Raw genomic sequence first — 16979 nt, forward strand, 5'->3', positions numbered from 1 at the left:
CGAATTGCTAGAAAACTTCTTTCTCACACGTTGGGTATTTTTGCCAATTTTAAACAAGGTAAAAGTCAACGCGACTGGCTTCAACAAGCCAACGTTATAAGATGTTAAAGTCGAGCATCGCGTTAACCATAAGTTCTCGGAACCAGGCAATTAAAGGGAGGCGTCTTTTGCTCTTGAGCAATAGCAAAACCTCTGATGCTGCCATTCTCATCTTCTGCAACTAATAAGTGAAACTTATCGTTATTGATATTGGAAGCAATAAAATTCCTGTCTTGTTCAGCCGCTTGCATCCTATCCGGCTGCAATGCCGCCATTTCACTGAACAATACACTATAAAGAGATAAAATATCCTCAATATCCTGCATAGTAGCCGTTCTTATTATCATTAGATTCTCTCGGTTATTTTCAATGAATTAGTATAAATTTCCACCAACAAAATAATATAATTATTAAAACGATCAAGTCCCCCCCACTGAATTCTTCCAATGTGTCAAACCTTCTGGTAAAGACACAAAACTCTCTATTAACAAACATGCAACTGAGAATACTGTTGAGTTATATCTGTTTCACTGCGAAGATGGCATCTCTTAAATAATACGTTGTAACTGAGGTTTTTTTAAATGTCTCTTTCCAAACATCGGGCAGCTTCTTTTCCACTGCTTCCTGTGATTTTATTGTTACTGTCAATGACATCAATCCAAGCTGGAGCCTCACTGGCTAAAACATTATTTCCTGTCATTGGTGCGCCTGGTGTCACAGCTCTGAGACTTGCATTAGGAACGATTATTCTATTTTTGATTTTTAAACCGTGGCGACTGAAATTTCAGCGTTCTTCATTACTCCCCCTTTTCGCCTATGGCATTTCCCTGGGAGCAATGAACTATCTGTTTTATCTGTCCTTATCCCGAATTCCGCTCGGCATTGCCGTTGCGCTTGAGTTTACCGGACCTTTAGCGGTGGCCATGTTTTCTTCCCGCCGCCCGCTCGATTTTCTCTGGATTGCCCTGGTCATTGCCGGATTAAGCTTCCTGCTGCCAATCGGGAATAGCATCAATACACTCGATCCTGTCGGTATTGTGTACGCACTGGGAGCCGGCGTTTTTTGGGCACTTTATATTATCTTTGGGCAACGTGCTGGTGCGGGCTATGGTGCCGCGACAGTCTCTATCGGTTCACTTATTGCTGCCTTTATCTTCTTCCCAATCGGATTAATACAGACTGGCCCTGAACTACTGTTCGATACTTCTCTGCTGCCTATTGCTCTGGGGATCGCCATTTTATCCACCGCATTTCCTTACACTCTGGAAATGATTGCACTTACTCGCCTGCCAGCCAAAACATTTGGGACATTAATGAGCCTTGAACCTGCATTAGGAGCATTATCAGGCATCATTTTCCTTAATGAGCATTTGACAAAAACTCAATGGATTGCTCTCTTTTGCATTATTTGTGCTTCTATAGGCTCCACTTCGACTATTAAGCGAAAAACTAAAATAGAAAAAATAGAATAATGAATTTAGAAAAATTGATATGATTTATTGAAGCCGGAGAAAGAATTTCATTCTCTGGTTTTTTATTTTCACAAATTATCAATATGTTACCGACCAATATAATAACTATTAATTCGATAGAGATAAGCAATATGACTTCCGGCAGATGATCAACTAAATTTATTCTATCTAATGAGATAACTCATTACTCAGAATTAAAGGAGCATTATGATGAATACAGCAAAATTAATCAAAACCCAACCTTCTGGCCTGATTTATACCCGAAACAATCTTGATGAAGGTATTAAACAGAGAACGATTACTGCCTTAAATCATATGGTAACCCAATTTATCGATCTATCCATGTTGACTAAACAGGCTCACTGGAACATGCGTGGCCGCAATTTCATCGCCATTCATGAAATGCTGGATGATTTTCGTCATTCCATTACGGATCATTTTGACACATTTGCAGAACGAGCTGTTCAATTAAGTGGAACGGCGCTGGGCACTGTTCAAGAAGTGTATAAACGTACCACACTGGAAAGCTACCCAATAGGTATTCATAGTGTACAAGATCATCTAAAGGCACTGGCAGATCGTTATGCTGTCGTTGCTAATGATATCCGTCAGGCGATTGTTGATGCAGAAGATGAAGACACTGCGGATATGTTTACCGCAGCATCCCGTGATCTCGACAAATTTTTATGGCTTATCGAAGCAAATATTGAGCAATAAAATAAAAATATTATTCTTCATTATGTTAAGGCCACATCTGTGGCTTTTTTTCCATCAATGCCCATTATTGATGGAAAAAACATTAAAAAAAGAAGTTATAACCTTAAAAATCCCGCAAGCCTTTAAAAAAATCATTTTTCTCTCTATAATCCCTGTTTGATTTAAAAATAAACATGAGGATTCTATAAGATGGATATCGAAGTCAAAGATTCTAACGGCACATTACTGAACGACGGTGATTCAGTACAGGTTATCAAAGACTTGAAAGTCAAAGGGACTTCCAAAACGCTGAAACGCGGCACGCTGATCAAAAACATCCGCCTGACTCACCGCGAAGATGAGATTGAATGCAATGCCGATAAAATTAAGGGATTAGTCCTGAAAACCTGCTTCCTGAAAAAAATAGATAAATAACAGTTACAATCCTATTCTTGCTTAAAGGATAAATAATATTAATTTTTATATTATTTATCCTTTTTTATTAATGGGATTAAAATCGGATAGTATCGCTCATATTGAGTCAGGAGACTAACCATTACCACTGCCAATTAAGTTTTTCCGCCAAAAAAATAGCAATATCACTTAGAAAATCAATCTATTAAATACATAATTCATAGACGAAGCTCCAGAAAATCACTAAATAGATTGGAATTTCAGCCAAGAGAATTTATGATAAATGGGTTTTTATTCTGATACAGAATAAAAACATTGAAAATATTAAAGTTTATATAGAGGGTACAAGATGAAGACTTCACTTACTCTATGCACAGCTATTCTGCTATTAACATCCTGGAATACATTTGCAACAGAAGCAAAATTGCATAATAAATCTGAACAATGCGAAGCACGCGCACTAATTATATGTTCCAAGCATATTAAACATCATAAAAAATATCAATATTGCCTTAAAGAGGTATATAGCGAATGTATGCACCAATAGATATGATATAACTTCAACGCTATTAAATAAGTGTGATTTCAGAAGTCTGTAAGTTAAATTCGGTGATGTATACCCGTCGTTATTGAAGGTATTTAGTACCTTAATAATGACGGGTATATAGCCTTACTAAAATTAATCTTCAAAAGGGTAGATAATAAAATTTAAAGATATAAATAAAATCAACCAATAAAGTCACTATACCTATCGTAATTGAAGATGCTTGATTTTTCATTCATCTCAGATCATGGACATGTAATTTCATCAGCAAACGCACCTGAATCTGAAGGATTATTTCTCTGAGGAAAAACTCGCTCCTGAAAATAGCGGCTCTGAAAGCCGTTTATCTGCTGAACAAACGACAGAATTAGTTGCATATCTGACGGTAAATTTGATGCACACGACCGCGCAAATTGTTACTCATGTTTGGGCGCGCTGGCAGGTGACGTTCACTGTGGCCGGGATGACAATACATATGGCAAGTAAAAACGTGAGCACAATGTGTGATGATAATGCAAATATCGGTATCTGTACTATCACCGAACCTCTGGCTTTTTAGAACTATACTTCGTGCAGATGCCCGTGTATCCTACACGTGGAATTGATGATGGAGATAAGCCATGACAGCAAAACAAAGAAACACACAGAGCGTAACAATGACTATAGAACGAAGTTTACTGAGTCGGGCACGTGAAGCGGGTATCAATTTTAGTGCAACACTTTCCGCTGCTCTGGATGCTGAATTACGTCATTATGAGGCGAGGAAATGGCAAGAAGAGAACACGGAGGCTCTAGAGGCATTAAACCGTTTCCATGATGAACATGGCTGTTTCAGTGATGAATACAGGACGTTTTAACTATGCAATTCACCGTTTATCATAATATTGGAAGAACTGCCGTTTACCCGCTGTTGCTGGACGTAACGAGCGACATTATAGGACAGTTAAACCGCCGAATTGTTATTCCACTACTGCCTATTGAAAAATATCCAGACAACCGTCGTCCAGATCGAATGATTCCCCTGGTCAGACTTATAGACGACAAAGAATACGCTGTAATGACTCATGAGCTGGCAAGCATATCTGTTCATGTCTTGGGTGCAAAATTTTGCGATGCCACGCAATACCGTAACCGGATTAAGGCTGCAATAGATTTTATATTTGATGGTATTTAAATTTGCTATGAAACACCTGAACTAATAAAGATTATAAGGCGTGTCTCATTACGCCGTCTTGTTTAGGTATACCCATAAAGAACAACAGGCCAGGATCGCCAACACGGCTGACAATAGTTGTGGCGATCACTGGCCCAATACCTGGAATGGTGGCTAGCCGTTGACAGGCATCGTTCTCTTTGAAATACCTGTCAATCATTTAAGCTCTTCCCTTATGCACGGTTTCACCAAATTCCAGTAGCAAACCATGCAACGCATTGATTTGCGAGATTCTGAATTTCACTAACTGGTCGTGCATCCGGTGTAATTATACATAATTCAATAAATTGATATTACGCCCAAGATATTCAGCGTTTACGTAGTGCGCTCAGCCGCATCGTCAGGATGAACAGGGGCACGCCAATAAGTGTGAAACTCAACCCGACAGGGAGAAAGACTCCTGCGGGTGCTGTTTTCGTCATAATATCCGCAGTGACGACAAGATTGCCGCCCACCAAAGCGGAAAGAAACAGTCGGGCGCGGCCTGTGGCCGATGAAATAAAGCTGGCCAGATGCGGCGCCAATATTCCCAGAAAGCTCAATGGCCCTACTGCAGTGACAGATGCTGCGCTTAGCAGGACAGCAAATATCATCAGCAACGGACGGGAATATTTGATAGGCTCCCCAAGGGACATAGCAAGTTCGTTTCCAAGCTCATAGCGGTTTAAAGCGGGGCCAGTGATCAGAATTCCGATAATACTCAATAAGAATAATGGCATAAATGATGCAATAATTGACCAACTGGCCTGAAACAACGATCCTTGCATCCATCCAGCAAGATTCAAGGATAACTCTGTCGGAAGATAGAGAATAAGAAAAGAACTGACAGAACTAAGAACGGATGAGACAGCAATCCCCATCAGTAAAATTGCCAAGCCACTTGCGCGATTATTGCCGACGAGCAAGGTCAAAAACAACGCAACAATCAGTCCGCCAACTAGTGCAGCAAGGACGATCAACATCTTAGGTGCGGAAGGAACAAACGCCAGTAAGACTATGATCATCGTCATAGATCCCTGACTTATGCCAAAAAGGCCGGGGTCGGCCAGCGGATTGCGAGCAATCGGCTGCAAAATAGCACCGGCAAGGGCTGCGCACCAACCTACCATCAGTCCCAATAAAATATGAGGTATTCGTACAACCCAGAGTGCATAAAACTGATGGTGCTCAAGGGAGTATCCGAAAAGCATATGCGTGAATTCACGTATACCAACGTTCGTAATCCCGACGTTTAAAGAAATAGCCACGAGTATGATCGTGATGGTAAATAGGCATAAACCGACTTTTATATCGCGGGTACGCATCTGCAATCCGTTATCGAAACGTAATACCCTTTGTCCATCTGTTGCCTGACCGAAGTTCATAACGATCTCTCCGATGTTGCTGAAAGATAGCGCTTTCTGATAATCCAGATAAAAAACAATCCCCCCAAAAAATCCATTAGAATGCCGGTGTGTATGACATAAGGCTGGAAGAGTGTCTGCGCACAGAGATTGGCAATCAAGCAGATACTTGCCCCCGTTAGAGCACAAGCTGGCAGCGACAGCATAAAATTCTGACCAACCAGAGGCTTGACAATATGGGGTACAACCAGTCCCACGAAACCAATCGGACCGCATATGGCAACGGCAGAACTGGATGCAACTATGGCTGCAATCAGCGCAATGCGTGAAACAAGTGCTGCATTCGCGCCAATCGAAAGCGCCTTTTCGTAACCGAGCAGAATAAGTGTCAGTGGACGTGCCAGTAATAAAAGTACCATCAAGGCCAGTATACCGAACCACCAGAAATGGTGAAGTCTTGTGATATAGGCATGATTGATAGCCCCTGCTAACCAGCTCAAATATTCGGTTCGTAATGCAGGATAGGCAAGAAGAACAGCATTGCTTATCCCAAGATAAAGCATCGCTATTAATGTGCCTGACAGTATCAGTAGCAAGTCGCGAGAAACGCCGTTAACGCCCGCCAGGCGAGATACTGCAAGAGATGACAGAAAGCCGAATAACCCGCCGACAAGAGCTGCTATGCCTTGCAATGTCAGATCGAACTCAAAGCTGATTGCACCTATTATGACAAACAGTGTTGCGCCGGCATTGATTCCCAATGTTGATGAGGAGGCCAGTGGATTGCGGATAAGCCCCTGAAAGACGAGACCACTGCATGCCATCACCGCACCGACATAAACAGAAATCAAAGCCCGTGGCAGTCGCTGGTATAAAATAACTGCCTGCTCATAGTTTTGCGGTTCGGACTGTGTTAATGCCGCATAAATTTGCGAAACTGACGCAATATTCACGCCAAAAGAGAGACTAGAAAAAAAGATCAGCAGCAATACAAAAGACGCGAATATAAAGAACAGACTGGATTTCATCGCCATACTCCGGACTGATTTCCAGGGTGGTTTATGCCCGGATAAGGCTGACAGATAAGGCTACCGTTGTAACTGAAAATATCGGCCGGAATATCGAATACGCGCTGGATATTATCTACCGTTATCGTTTTATTGACAGCACCTGCAGCAATAACGTTGCCAGTATTCAGCATCACAACATCATCGGCAAAAGTCGTTGTTAGATTTAAATCATGTAATACTACAACGATGGTTTTTCCGTGCTGGAGTGAGAGATCGCGAACCAGTTTAAGCACCGTGTATTGATATTTGATATCTAAGTGGTTCACTGGCTCGTCCATAAGAATGATGTCAGTGTCCTGTGCAAGCACCATCGCCACCCAAGCGCGCTGGCGTTGCCCTCCTGAAAGGGAGTTGACTTGAGAGCCTGCCTTATCGGCTAAGCCGACGATTTCCAGTACATCATGAAACAATTTGCGATCCCGCGAGGATGGCCCGCCGAAAAACGAATTACGCCCACAAGCTGCCAGCTCGATCAACTCTCCCAGCGTCATGTAATCCGGGCAGTGGCATTCCTGCGGCAGATAAGAGATTTTTCGAGCCAGCGCTTTGCGACCTATCCCTGTAATCAGTTTACCTTCCAACAGAATTTCTCCACTTTTCAGTGGGATGAAACCCATGATGGACTTCAGCAGTGTCGACTTACCGCAGCCATTAGACCCGACGAGTGCAGTGATGCGCCCTTGGGCAAAGTCTACTGACAAATCATGCAATACGGTTTTCTTGCCGTAAGTTGCGGTGATATTTTTTGCTGTAAGCACCAAAGGCTCCTTCAGTTTATCTTATATAAAATAAATTACAGTGTAATAGTTATGATTTGGCTAGCATACCAAAATCACAAGGTAAGCCCCAATGTAGTTGTTTTTACCTCTCACATGACAGCATCCTGCATTTGGACTATCTGGCGCGATTCAGCAATGACATTATTGATTAATGCATCGATTTTACTACTGTCGTGATGATGTGCCGTGGTGGCGCGGCGCTGCCAATCGGCAAACGAGTGACTGCGAATGGACGCCCACATCATCAGTGGTGTCTGGCCATTACATGAACCTGAGATGATCTTGTCCTGAGCCGAAATGTAATCAACATCGACTGTAATACGTTCAACGTTTTTCCGTTTTGCAACAACAATCCCGCAAGTAATGGAGGAAATTATCATTTTTACCCGGAGACACAGATAGAATCGATATAGTGGGTAAGGATTCTACTAAACAAGATTTGATACGCAGTAATTTGGCGATTTTTGCCACCGAATAATGCGTATATTTTGAATAACAAAGTGTTTCCTCCGGGAATAGTTCTCGCCCAACCCAGCAGGCTGCCTGCATTGACGTTAATTCTCTCATCACTTATTCACTTGATTGAAAAATCCTGATTAATAGGAGCAAGTATAAAAATAAGTTGCATTCACACAGCCTCTGGCGGACGAGATCATTTTATTGCTTTGTCTTAGCCCATTCTCCCACGGCTCTGAGAGTATGTTCCGCACTGGCAAACGTGGGGGTAAAAACTTTGCCTGCATTAAGAAAAATAATCCGTTTTTCGCTAGCGGGTTTCATATAATGAGCCCATCCAGGCACAATCCGATCGAGTGCGGAACGAATAGCGTTCTCATCGTGCTCCTTGCTGCCCCAACTGTTGAGTACTACCAGAACGTCCGGATTGAGTTCGCCTAATTTGTCGGCACTCAACTGTAAAAGTAATTGAGATGAGGGGGCAGAAAGACCGCCTTGTGCCGAGAGATTCAAGCGGGTGAAACCAAGATCTTCCAATGCTTGAGTGAAACCAGTTGCTTCTCCGACGACATTGATCTGATCTGTTACAAGAATAGGTAGATAGGTCTTATTAGCCGGATTTTCCGGCAAAAGTTCGCGCGTTTCCGCTACGCGTTGTAAATACATATCCCGCCGTTCTTGAAAATTCTGCTCACGCCCGGTAAGTCTGGCCAAATTTTCTTCAATATTGAAATGATGGAATTTTCCAGAAAGGAAATTTTGCAGATAAACAGGAGCCACCGTTGAAAGCTGTTTTACCTTGTCGATATCGAATTCTGTTCCAATAATAAGGTCGGGTTTAAGTGCGTAAAGTTTTTCCAGATCGATCTCCCGACCAGCACTGATACCTTGTGGTTTTGTGTATCCTTCACCGAGCACAGCATCGACGAAATCTGCACCAAACTGATAGGTGCCATCTTCCGAACGACCATAACTGCCGACCGGTTGAACTCCCAGTTCCATTAGGGGCAGACCGATAGCTGGCTCGCTCATCACCACAATACGTTGGGGTTCCTCAGGAATAACGACTTCCCGTCCCATAGTATCCGTGACCTGCCGCGTTGCAGCAAAGGCCGATGTCCCCATCAAGCACAGTAATATGACAGTAATAGCAGATCGCATAACGTTTTCTCTTTCAGAGCGGAGTAGGGTTATATGGCTCGGTCAGATAACAAACCGCCCCTGACCGAATCACATCCATAATGGGTGGTTCATTAACATCTTCCATAATTTCGAATTTAAGACCGAACATGGATGCTTTTTTATCGGAATCGATTTGCCAGTAGCGTATATCGCTACCAGGCGGGGTTTTAAGGGCATCATTCAGCACATTATTGGCATGAATCTGAATATAAACGTCGAAGATTAGGTCATTCTCAGGTGTCATCCCCAACGATTGTTGAATAAGATCGAATGGTACATCTGCATACGGCATTGAATTATTGATAGTGTCTCTGGTGTCTTTTTCATGCGCTGCGATAGTCTTCCGGTTGTCAGATACGTGCGATAACTTTCCTGAATCAATATTCAACATGGATTTTCTCGTTTTATCAAACTGAGCTGTCGTTTTTCACAATGCATTAATACGAGCCAATATCCATTAAATGCCACATAGGAGGACTAATGCTGCCCGCAGAATGTGCGTTGCAGTGGCTGCCGTATTTGAAGCGAACTGACAAATATACAATTGACAAATGTGAAGGTTAACATAATATTGGCAGCCTGTGAACGTTAATGATAATGATAATGATAATGAGAATTAAATCTATAAAGACAGTCACGCCTATTGGTATAAAGATGGGGAATCTGCTTTTTTCGCGCAGAAAAGTGTTACTTAGCAGTGCGATTTTGTTTTCCTTATCGTCCTTGGGGGGACAAGCTACCGCTTTGACTCAAGCAGAGAAAAACAAAACGGGGAGCGATGACGCCGATGTCATCACGGTAACGGGTGAAAAAACAGAAAGATCTCTGCAGAGAACGTCAAGCTCAGTCACGGTTATCTCCGGGCAGGAGATACAGAGTAAGCCTGAGGCGACAACTATCGTTGATATTTTGCAGGGTACACCCAATGTGCTTTACACTAGCAGTACAGGTGCGCCGAGTATTCGCGGTATTGAGACAAACGGGCCTCTCGTAGGAGGGAATACTTTTCTTTCCAAACCCATACCGCGAGCGACCATCAGTGTTGATGGACGTTATATCAGCTCCGCTGAATTTAGTTTGGGGAGAGGGCCTGTTTGGGACGTGAATTCAGTAGAAGTATTCCGAGGCCCACAAACGACGACACAGGGGGCAAATAGCATCGCCGGTGCGGTGATTGTCAAGACTAATGATCCCACCTTTACCCCCGAATTCGATGGGCAGATTTTGTACGGAAGCCACCAAAAGAAACGTGCTTCCTTTACTGTCAATGGCCCATTGACAGACGATCTCGCAGTACGCCTCGCCATGGATTACAGCGGCAGAAATACGTTCATTAAATATACCAACCCCAGTTTCTCTGATTCTGATATGAACAAAGATTTCGAAAATCTGGATGTCCGCGTTAAGGCACTTTGGCAACCGCTGGATAGCCCTTGGTTGGCCAAACTGACCTACTCCCATATGGCCGCAAAAAATCCTGACAGTGAGTCGGCGTCATTACCCTACCGTGATTTGAATAACTTGACGCTAAGCACCAACAGAGCCAAGACCAACAGTGATGTCGGCATCTTAGATCTTCAATATACATTCGAAAACGATATGGTGCTCTCCAACCAGCTCCAATATTCTGCATCGAAGTACCGTTACACTTTCACGAAGGCAATTCCAGGTATCGCAAATCGCGATTCGAACAATGTTTCCAACGAAATACGTTTGAATTTTGGTGATGAATATTCAATTTGGAGTGGAGTGACAGGGCTCTATTATTCGCGTGATAAGGCCACGAATGTGCTTGATAATCAGTTGGGCAAGGCAGATGCCGATCTGACTAATACCAGTGTCGGTCTTTTCTCAGAGACTACCAGGCGTTTTGCGGAAAAATGGACTCTGACTGGCGGTTTACGTTATCAATATGACCTGGTTAAGCATAAAGGGGTCACCAGCTATGTGCCCGGCGTTTATCATGAATATAGCAAAGGATTCCATGCTATTCTGCCGAAAGTTTCTCTCGCCTATGACGTTACTGACGATATAACCATCGGTACTCTGATAAGCAAAGGCTATGCGCCGGGTGGTACAGGTGTGAATTTCTCTGGGCATTCCTATTACACCTTCGCTCCAGAGAAGGCTTGGAATTATGAGTTGTTTGCGCGTGGTAACGCGCTCAATAATCGATTACTGGTAACCGGTAATATCTTTTATACAGATTATAAGGGGTTCCAGAGTTCTGTAGAGGATTACACGAAAGACAGACCTAACGGTGGTTCTATCCTTGTCAACGCCGATAAGGCGGTAACCTATGGACTTGAGCTGGGGGCCGATTATCGTGTGCTGGACAATCTTCGCCTACGTGGTGGACTTGGATTGCTTCATACCGAAATCAAAAAATTCGCCGATTATCGAGGTAACTTGTTTGAGGGAAAACAGTTCGCTAAAGCGCCTGGCTACATGTTTAATATCGGTACTGACTGGAACATCACCGAAAAAGTTCGTCTGAGTAGCGATCTTCGTTACGTAGATCGTTACTTCTCAAATGACCAGAACGATCCCGAGTTGCGAGTCAGTTCCTATTTAGTGTCCAATCTCCGTTTATCATATAATCCGACCAACTATCTGGAACTCTTTGCTTACGGAAATAACATCTTTGACAGACGTGCGCCGACACAGAAATACAACGATCGTAAGGCTGGGACTTCAGGATACATGCTGGAGCCGCGTGAAGTGGGTATCGGTATGAAAGTACGCTTCTAAAAATCAGCACATTGACCGCACCGACTGGTAGGTGGTAGGAACAGGGGGGAGCTAATCAGCCGCTCTCCCTACCTCCATCTCAAATCACGCGTAACACTTATTATCTGAATTCACGACCTGACAATTTTTATTAATAATTTATTGGCCTGAATTCGCAATTATATAGGGTTCTATTAATAATAGCTTGGTTAATTCCTTGGACGAAGGCTTACTTTCTTCCCCTTTAGGTACCACAAAAAACTCACCTTGCTTTATTATTACGTGATCATTTTTAAAATCTATACGAAGTTCACCTTCAATAACCATAAACACCTTGTCTTCATCTTCATGTGTGTGCCACATAAAATCACCCTCAGCGAGTAATATGATTATCTTATATTCGTTTGTTTGAGCTATCACCTTCGGTGACCATATTTCTTCTATTAAATCAAATTCTTGTTTTAAATTATTGACTTTTCTCAATGCTGCAATATGGCTCATGTTATATTCCTTTCCTTTAACTAGTTTTTGGTTTAAATTTTTAATACTTACCCATTCCATGGAATTATAGTTTTTCCGTTTTTTATAGTGGCATACAGGTAAACAGATTTAAACATTCGGTTTATCAGGTACCGAGCGTTGCGCTCCCATCAATGACAATATCCTGTAACATTATGTGGCTTGCTTGGTTGACAAAACGTTCATCAGGAAGAGACATGAACTCCTGAGAAGGAAAACGCCATTACGATAATGCAAATAGAAATGATTATCAATATAATTGGCATCATTGATTAATGACATTTTCTTGTAAAAATTTCTATAAATAGGGGGCGGTTCTGGTAGGGGGCAAAATGACACTCTAAGCTTTTCCTTCGCAAGGCCACAAATATTCTCAGGGTTCTTTCTACTCACCTCACTTCACGTAAGGCTGTTGCCAGTTCATTTTGTCGTGGGTAAGAAGCAAGCTTACTCAATAACTGGATTGGTTTGATTTTTCCTGAAGGCATTATTATTGCGCATCGAAAAAGATCCGGCCAGTTTGCAATAATAAGGTCTTTTTCCCGCCAACCAGCTTGCGCAAATCTTTTGGGGTTCTGTCAAGGGTAACTACATGAAATTGCCTAGATAGTAGATGTTGATGTTGATGTTGATGTTTATATTTTTGATGAACCCACCAATGATATTGATTTAAAATTAATCACTTTTTTTAGGGCGCAGATCGAATCCTTTGCCGACAAAAAAATTTTATTTTAAGCCCTCATGATGAGAATTTTTTGCAAGGGTTAATGATCAATGATTATAAGATACATCAAAACCAAGTCATCAGAATGGAACACTGATGCAATGTGATTGGATAAATAACCCATCCTTGAGTTATTTATCCTTTTTCATTATCGCCAATTCCTTTTCCGACGGCACCTTTGGCCGTTCAATTGGAAATACCGGCAAAGAATTCAATAAACGTGAACCATAACGTTTGGTGAATAACCGAGTGTCATAAATCACCACATCACCATAACACTCATGGCTACGAATTAGCCTCCCCACTTGTTGGATCAAGTTAAAGGAAGCGCTGGGTAAACTCTGTACTTCAAATGGATAACGTTTTAAAGATTTCAACCATGCGCTTTCAGTAATAATCACCGGATTAGTTACGGGGGGAAATGCAATTTTATGGATATGGACTTGTGAAAGATAATCGCCTTTTAGATCCAATCCTTCTGCGAATGACTGCAACCCAACCAGAATGCTGGTTTGTCCTTCATCAATACGCTTGCCATGTGTTTCTACTAATCGATAACGAGGCTGATCACCTTGTACCAATAACATCAACCGCAAGTCTGTAACAAAAGTCAGGAACCCTTCCATTGCTCGTTGGCTGCTAAAAAGTACCAACATTCCCCGATGTTTCCCTGCCATCAGTTGGGAACGAAAATAACGTGACATTTCCTCAAGATGCTGCATTTCATGCTGAATGGTCGGCTCTTGTGTCATTTGAGGAATGACCAAACGCCCTTGTCGCACATGTTCAAAAGGTGATGACAGGCTGATAAAACGATCACCATAATTTTGGTGTAATCCGGTAAGTTCTTGAATGCGGGAAAAGCTATTTAGTGAACATAACGTGGCCGATGTCACTACAACATGAGGAATGGTGCGCCATAGTAGCTGAGTTAATTGTTCGCTGACCCGAATTCCGGCACAATGAAAATAAAGATGTGATTGGTTTTTCTCATAGCGGCGCGTTAACCATTTTGATATCGGCGCATGGGAAGACTCTTCTTGTGAAGCCAAACGCCACAGTCTTGTTATATTCTCAAAATAACCCAATATCCGGCTGGATTGCAAAATAGCACGATGCAAGCGGACAATATCTTGTTTGGCTGTCTGATCACTTAAATCATTTAAAATCGCTTCCGCCAAACCACGCAATCCATCAGTGAGTTTAAATAATTGCTGACAGCATAGCAGTAAACTATCCGGTAACTTTCCCAGTTCGAATAGGTATTCTTCCGCTTCACCACGCTCAGGCAATAATGCCTGTGTTATCTCCGCCAATTCCGTAAAGTATTCACGGATTGTTGCACAATGAGTCTGCAATCGAGGGATATTTGCCAAAGCAGGCGGTTTTGTCGGTCGGAATTGAACCAGGTACTGTTCTACATGACGGATAAATGCATCTAACTGCCCATTAAGTTGGAATAAGGTTATTTCCCCTTCAACTTCCAAGGCATCCCTTGCTACTTCGGGAATATGGTGCCCTTCATCCAGAACCAACAACAGATTTTTTGCTTCCGGCAAAACAGATTCACTTTCCAACGCAGCCATAACCAAAGAGTGATTGGCAACGACAACATCTGCATCTTCAATTTCCCTACGGGCAAGAAAAAATGGACAACGGGAGTAAAACTGACAATTGCGTGCCAGACAGTTCATTTTATCCGTACTAATTTTTGTCCACAGAGAATCTGCCAGTGCCAGTTTATGGTGATCACGTAAGCCATCCCAAACAAATGTCGTATAATCACTACGCAATCGACGGCATAGTTCCCGCTCTTCACTATTGGCTATTTCAGTCTGGTCTTCAACCAGAAACATCAAGTCAATCTGCTCCCCTTCTGCGGCGCAAATGGCTTCCAAGTTGCGCGGACAGACATAACGTGCCCGACCAAAAGCGCCGGTAAATTTCAGATCAGGAATAATCTTACGCAGCAGCGGTAAATCCTTGCTATAGATTTGATCTTGTAAAGCAACATTGGCTGTACTGACTACCAATGGTTTCTGTTTTGCCCGACTGATGGCAATCCCAGGGATCAGATAGGACAACGTTTTTCCTACTCCTGTTGGTGCTTCTATCACCAAATGCCGCCCTTCTTCATCCGCCAATGTCTTGGCAACCTCAGCGATCATTTGGCGTTGCGGGGCGCGTGGAATGAAACCATCAATATGAGTAGACAATGATTTATACCACTGACTTATCTGTTTTTTTATTGAACTGGAAAGTGCCATAAGTTTTGCTGCTGAAAAATGAGGAGGCTATTCTCCCATAGAGTTAATCCCAAATCAGCTTCATAAGGCCATTATTGGGAAACGGTTGCCAACTTTTTCTATCAATGCCAAAAGTGAATGCAAGAAAATGGGTTAGTGCTTGTCTGAAATAGAGAAGCCGATATACTTTTGCCTTTCTATCTTTTGGATTTTGATGATTGTTATAATCTTTTTATTAAAACCTTATTGGACACAGAGATGAAAAAAATCCTGCTCATTATCATTATATTATTTTCCATCGGTTCAATGGGTGGGATCTTTCTGGCAGGGATGAATATATATACCCGTTCAACCACACCAGAAGAAACGCCACAACAGACTCAGCAGGAAAATACGCCAACAGGGCCACAATAAATATGTTGGTTTGTATCGTAACACCAGATGAGGAATCTCATGAAAAATGAATATTTTGTCAGTTCACAATGGTTAAACGAACATCTTCATGATGAGAATGTCATTGTCATTGATGCCAGTGCCCCAATGCCCACCCAATCCATTGATTATCACCAACTCTGGTTAGAGAAACACATTCCGGACGCACAATTTTTTGATCTTGATAAAGTTGCCAATCTACAAACCAACCTGCCACACATGCTGCCGGAGCCAGAAACTTTCCGTCAGGCTGTCAGTAAAATGGGCATCAGTGAAGATCATCTGGTGGTAATTTACGATCAAGGCAATATGTTTTCCGCCCCACGGGCCTGGTGGACATTCAAAATCTTTGGCGCCCATCACATCCGTATCCTCGAAGGAGGCTTACAAGGCTGGCAACAAGCTGGTTATCCAACCGAATCAGGAAAAGTTACCCGCTCACCTGAAGTTTTCAATGTGCAGTTTACCCCTGAAAAAGTCTGTTCTCAGGTGCAGATCCTTGATGCTCTCCGTAATGAGGTAGCAGTACAATTTGTGGATGCCAGAGCAGAAGACCGTTTTCAGGCAAAAGTGCCAGAACCCCGTCCTGGTCTAAGAATGGGACACCTTCCCGGCGCTAAAAATGTTCCGTGGACGGCCCTGATTGATAATGGGCGTTATAAGTCAGCAGAAGAAATTGTGGCAATATTTCGCAAACAGGGCGTTGACTTAAACCAACCTATCATTACCAGTTGTGGCTCTGGTATGACAGCCGCTATTTTAGTCTTGGGGCTTGATATGATTGGTCATAAGGAAGCAAGATTATACGATGGCTCCTGGGCTGAATGGGGAGCCAATGATTCACTTCCATTAGAAAAATAGATTATTCGAAATAATCAATCGTAACAAAGGGCATCAAAGTAACATGCCCTGTCTTGTCATTTAGCAAGGATGCCAGCAATGAGGCCAAAGATAATCCATGACAGAATACCCATAGACAACCTCCAAAACTGATGAGTTTATTGGTTTACAAATTCAATTTCTCTTCTACGCCTTAATTTAAGACACCAACGAAAAGAATTGCAAATTGTAAAAGTTGCAATAAATGAACCAACAGGCTAATTAGTGTTGGGACATGGAA

Annotated in this window: 17 protein-coding genes and 3 pseudogenes; 9 read left to right on the forward strand and 11 right to left on the reverse strand. The window is 42.5% G+C overall.

Features of this window, described 5'->3' with window-relative positions:
- Positions 1-122 precede the first annotated feature (122 nt).
- Positions 123-386: a GNAT family N-acetyltransferase gene (locus tag Xets_RS02065; RefSeq protein ID WP_255430551.1), complete on the reverse strand. Its 264-nt coding sequence runs from the start codon at positions 384-386 to the stop codon at positions 123-125.
- Positions 387-620: 234 nt separating this feature from the next.
- Between Xets_RS02065 and rhtA the strand changes: the two genes are divergently transcribed.
- The 6 genes from rhtA (at position 621) to Xets_RS02095 (ending at position 4339) form a co-directional block, all read left to right on the forward strand.
- Complete coding sequence (rhtA, locus tag Xets_RS02070; protein WP_099131201.1) at positions 621-1511, forward strand: threonine/homoserine exporter RhtA; 891 nt, start codon at positions 621-623, stop codon at positions 1509-1511.
- A 210-nt stretch (positions 1512-1721) separates the two neighbouring features.
- Positions 1722-2228 carry a DNA starvation/stationary phase protection protein Dps gene (gene dps / locus Xets_RS02075; protein ID WP_099131200.1) on the forward strand — a complete coding sequence of 169 codons (507 nt, stop codon included), beginning with the start codon at positions 1722-1724 and terminating at the stop codon, positions 2226-2228.
- Positions 2229-2417: 189 nt separating this feature from the next.
- Positions 2418-2642, forward strand: a complete 225-nt coding sequence (locus tag Xets_RS02080) for an alkylphosphonate utilization protein (RefSeq protein WP_074018355.1) — start codon at positions 2418-2420, stop codon at positions 2640-2642.
- Between the two features lie 917 nt (positions 2643-3559).
- The gene (locus Xets_RS23160; RefSeq protein ID WP_244208766.1) at positions 3560-3724 is read left to right on the forward strand and encodes a hypothetical protein; all 165 of its coding nucleotides are present in this window, start codon (positions 3560-3562) and stop codon (positions 3722-3724) included.
- A 61-nt stretch (positions 3725-3785) separates the two neighbouring features.
- Positions 3786-4022 (forward strand): type II toxin-antitoxin system CcdA family antitoxin, encoded by a 237-nt coding sequence (locus Xets_RS02090; protein WP_187651096.1) that lies wholly within the window; start codon positions 3786-3788, stop codon positions 4020-4022.
- A gap of 2 nt (positions 4023-4024) precedes the next feature.
- A complete protein-coding gene (locus Xets_RS02095; RefSeq protein WP_099131198.1) occupies positions 4025-4339 on the forward strand; it encodes a CcdB family protein in 315 nt (104 codons plus the stop codon).
- 91 nt (positions 4340-4430) lie between these two features.
- Here the strand turns inward: Xets_RS02095 and Xets_RS23165 are convergent.
- The 7 genes and pseudogenes from Xets_RS23165 to Xets_RS02130 form a co-directional block, all read right to left on the reverse strand.
- A pseudogene (locus Xets_RS23165) lies at positions 4431-4646 on the reverse strand (transposase); the annotation flags it as partial.
- Between the two features lie 40 nt (positions 4647-4686).
- Entirely contained in the window at positions 4687-5742 is a 1056-nt protein-coding gene (locus Xets_RS02105; RefSeq protein ID WP_099131197.1) for an iron ABC transporter permease, read from the reverse strand.
- Positions 5739-6749 (reverse strand): iron ABC transporter permease, encoded by a 1011-nt coding sequence (locus Xets_RS02110; RefSeq protein WP_187651097.1) that lies wholly within the window; start codon positions 6747-6749, stop codon positions 5739-5741. The genes Xets_RS02105 and Xets_RS02110 overlap by 4 nt, the downstream gene beginning before the upstream one ends.
- On the reverse strand, positions 6746-7549 hold the full coding sequence (locus Xets_RS02115; RefSeq protein WP_099131195.1) for an ABC transporter ATP-binding protein: 804 nt from the start codon (positions 7547-7549) through the stop codon (positions 6746-6748). Before Xets_RS02115 ends, Xets_RS02110 begins: the two co-directional genes overlap by 4 nt.
- 110 nt (positions 7550-7659) lie before the next feature.
- Positions 7660-8107 (reverse strand): annotated as a pseudogene (locus Xets_RS27230) (hypothetical protein); the annotation flags it as partial.
- 120 nt (positions 8108-8227) lie between these two features.
- Positions 8228-9187, reverse strand: coding sequence for an ABC transporter substrate-binding protein (locus tag Xets_RS02125; protein ID WP_099131194.1), 960 nt, complete (start codon positions 9185-9187; stop codon positions 8228-8230).
- A gap of 13 nt (positions 9188-9200) precedes the next feature.
- Positions 9201-9599: a hypothetical protein gene (locus Xets_RS02130; RefSeq protein WP_099131193.1), complete on the reverse strand. Its 399-nt coding sequence runs from the start codon at positions 9597-9599 to the stop codon at positions 9201-9203.
- Between the two features lie 263 nt (positions 9600-9862).
- Here Xets_RS02130 and Xets_RS02135 point away from each other — a divergent pair, with 263 nt between their 5' ends.
- The gene (locus Xets_RS02135) at positions 9863-11959 is read left to right on the forward strand and encodes a TonB-dependent receptor (RefSeq protein WP_187651098.1); all 2097 of its coding nucleotides are present in this window, start codon (positions 9863-9865) and stop codon (positions 11957-11959) included.
- Positions 11960-12097: 138 nt separating this feature from the next.
- Here the strand turns inward: Xets_RS02135 and Xets_RS02140 are convergent, their stop codons facing one another.
- From Xets_RS02140 to dinG, 3 genes and pseudogenes are all read right to left on the reverse strand, one after another.
- Positions 12098-12439 (reverse strand): cupin domain-containing protein, encoded by a 342-nt coding sequence (locus Xets_RS02140; protein ID WP_099131218.1) that lies wholly within the window; start codon positions 12437-12439, stop codon positions 12098-12100.
- Positions 12440-12849: 410 nt separating this feature from the next.
- Positions 12850-13040, reverse strand: a pseudogene (locus tag Xets_RS02145) (Tn3 family transposase); the annotation flags it as partial.
- Between the two features lie 272 nt (positions 13041-13312).
- Positions 13313-15448 carry an ATP-dependent DNA helicase DinG gene (gene dinG, locus Xets_RS02150; RefSeq protein WP_099131191.1) on the reverse strand — a complete coding sequence of 712 codons (2136 nt, stop codon included), beginning with the start codon at positions 15446-15448 and terminating at the stop codon, positions 13313-13315.
- Between the two features lie 237 nt (positions 15449-15685).
- Here dinG and Xets_RS02155 point away from each other — a divergent pair, with 237 nt between their 5' ends.
- The gene (locus Xets_RS02155; RefSeq protein ID WP_167450587.1) at positions 15686-15841 is read left to right on the forward strand and encodes a hypothetical protein; all 156 of its coding nucleotides are present in this window, start codon (positions 15686-15688) and stop codon (positions 15839-15841) included.
- A 39-nt stretch (positions 15842-15880) separates the two neighbouring features.
- The gene (sseA, locus tag Xets_RS02160) at positions 15881-16720 is read left to right on the forward strand and encodes a 3-mercaptopyruvate sulfurtransferase (protein ID WP_099131189.1); all 840 of its coding nucleotides are present in this window, start codon (positions 15881-15883) and stop codon (positions 16718-16720) included.
- The last annotated feature ends 259 nt before the right edge of the window (positions 16721-16979 follow it).

This window comes from Xenorhabdus sp. TS4 (assembly GCF_014467265.1).
GTDB lineage: Bacteria > Pseudomonadota > Gammaproteobacteria > Enterobacterales > Enterobacteriaceae > Xenorhabdus > Xenorhabdus ehlersii.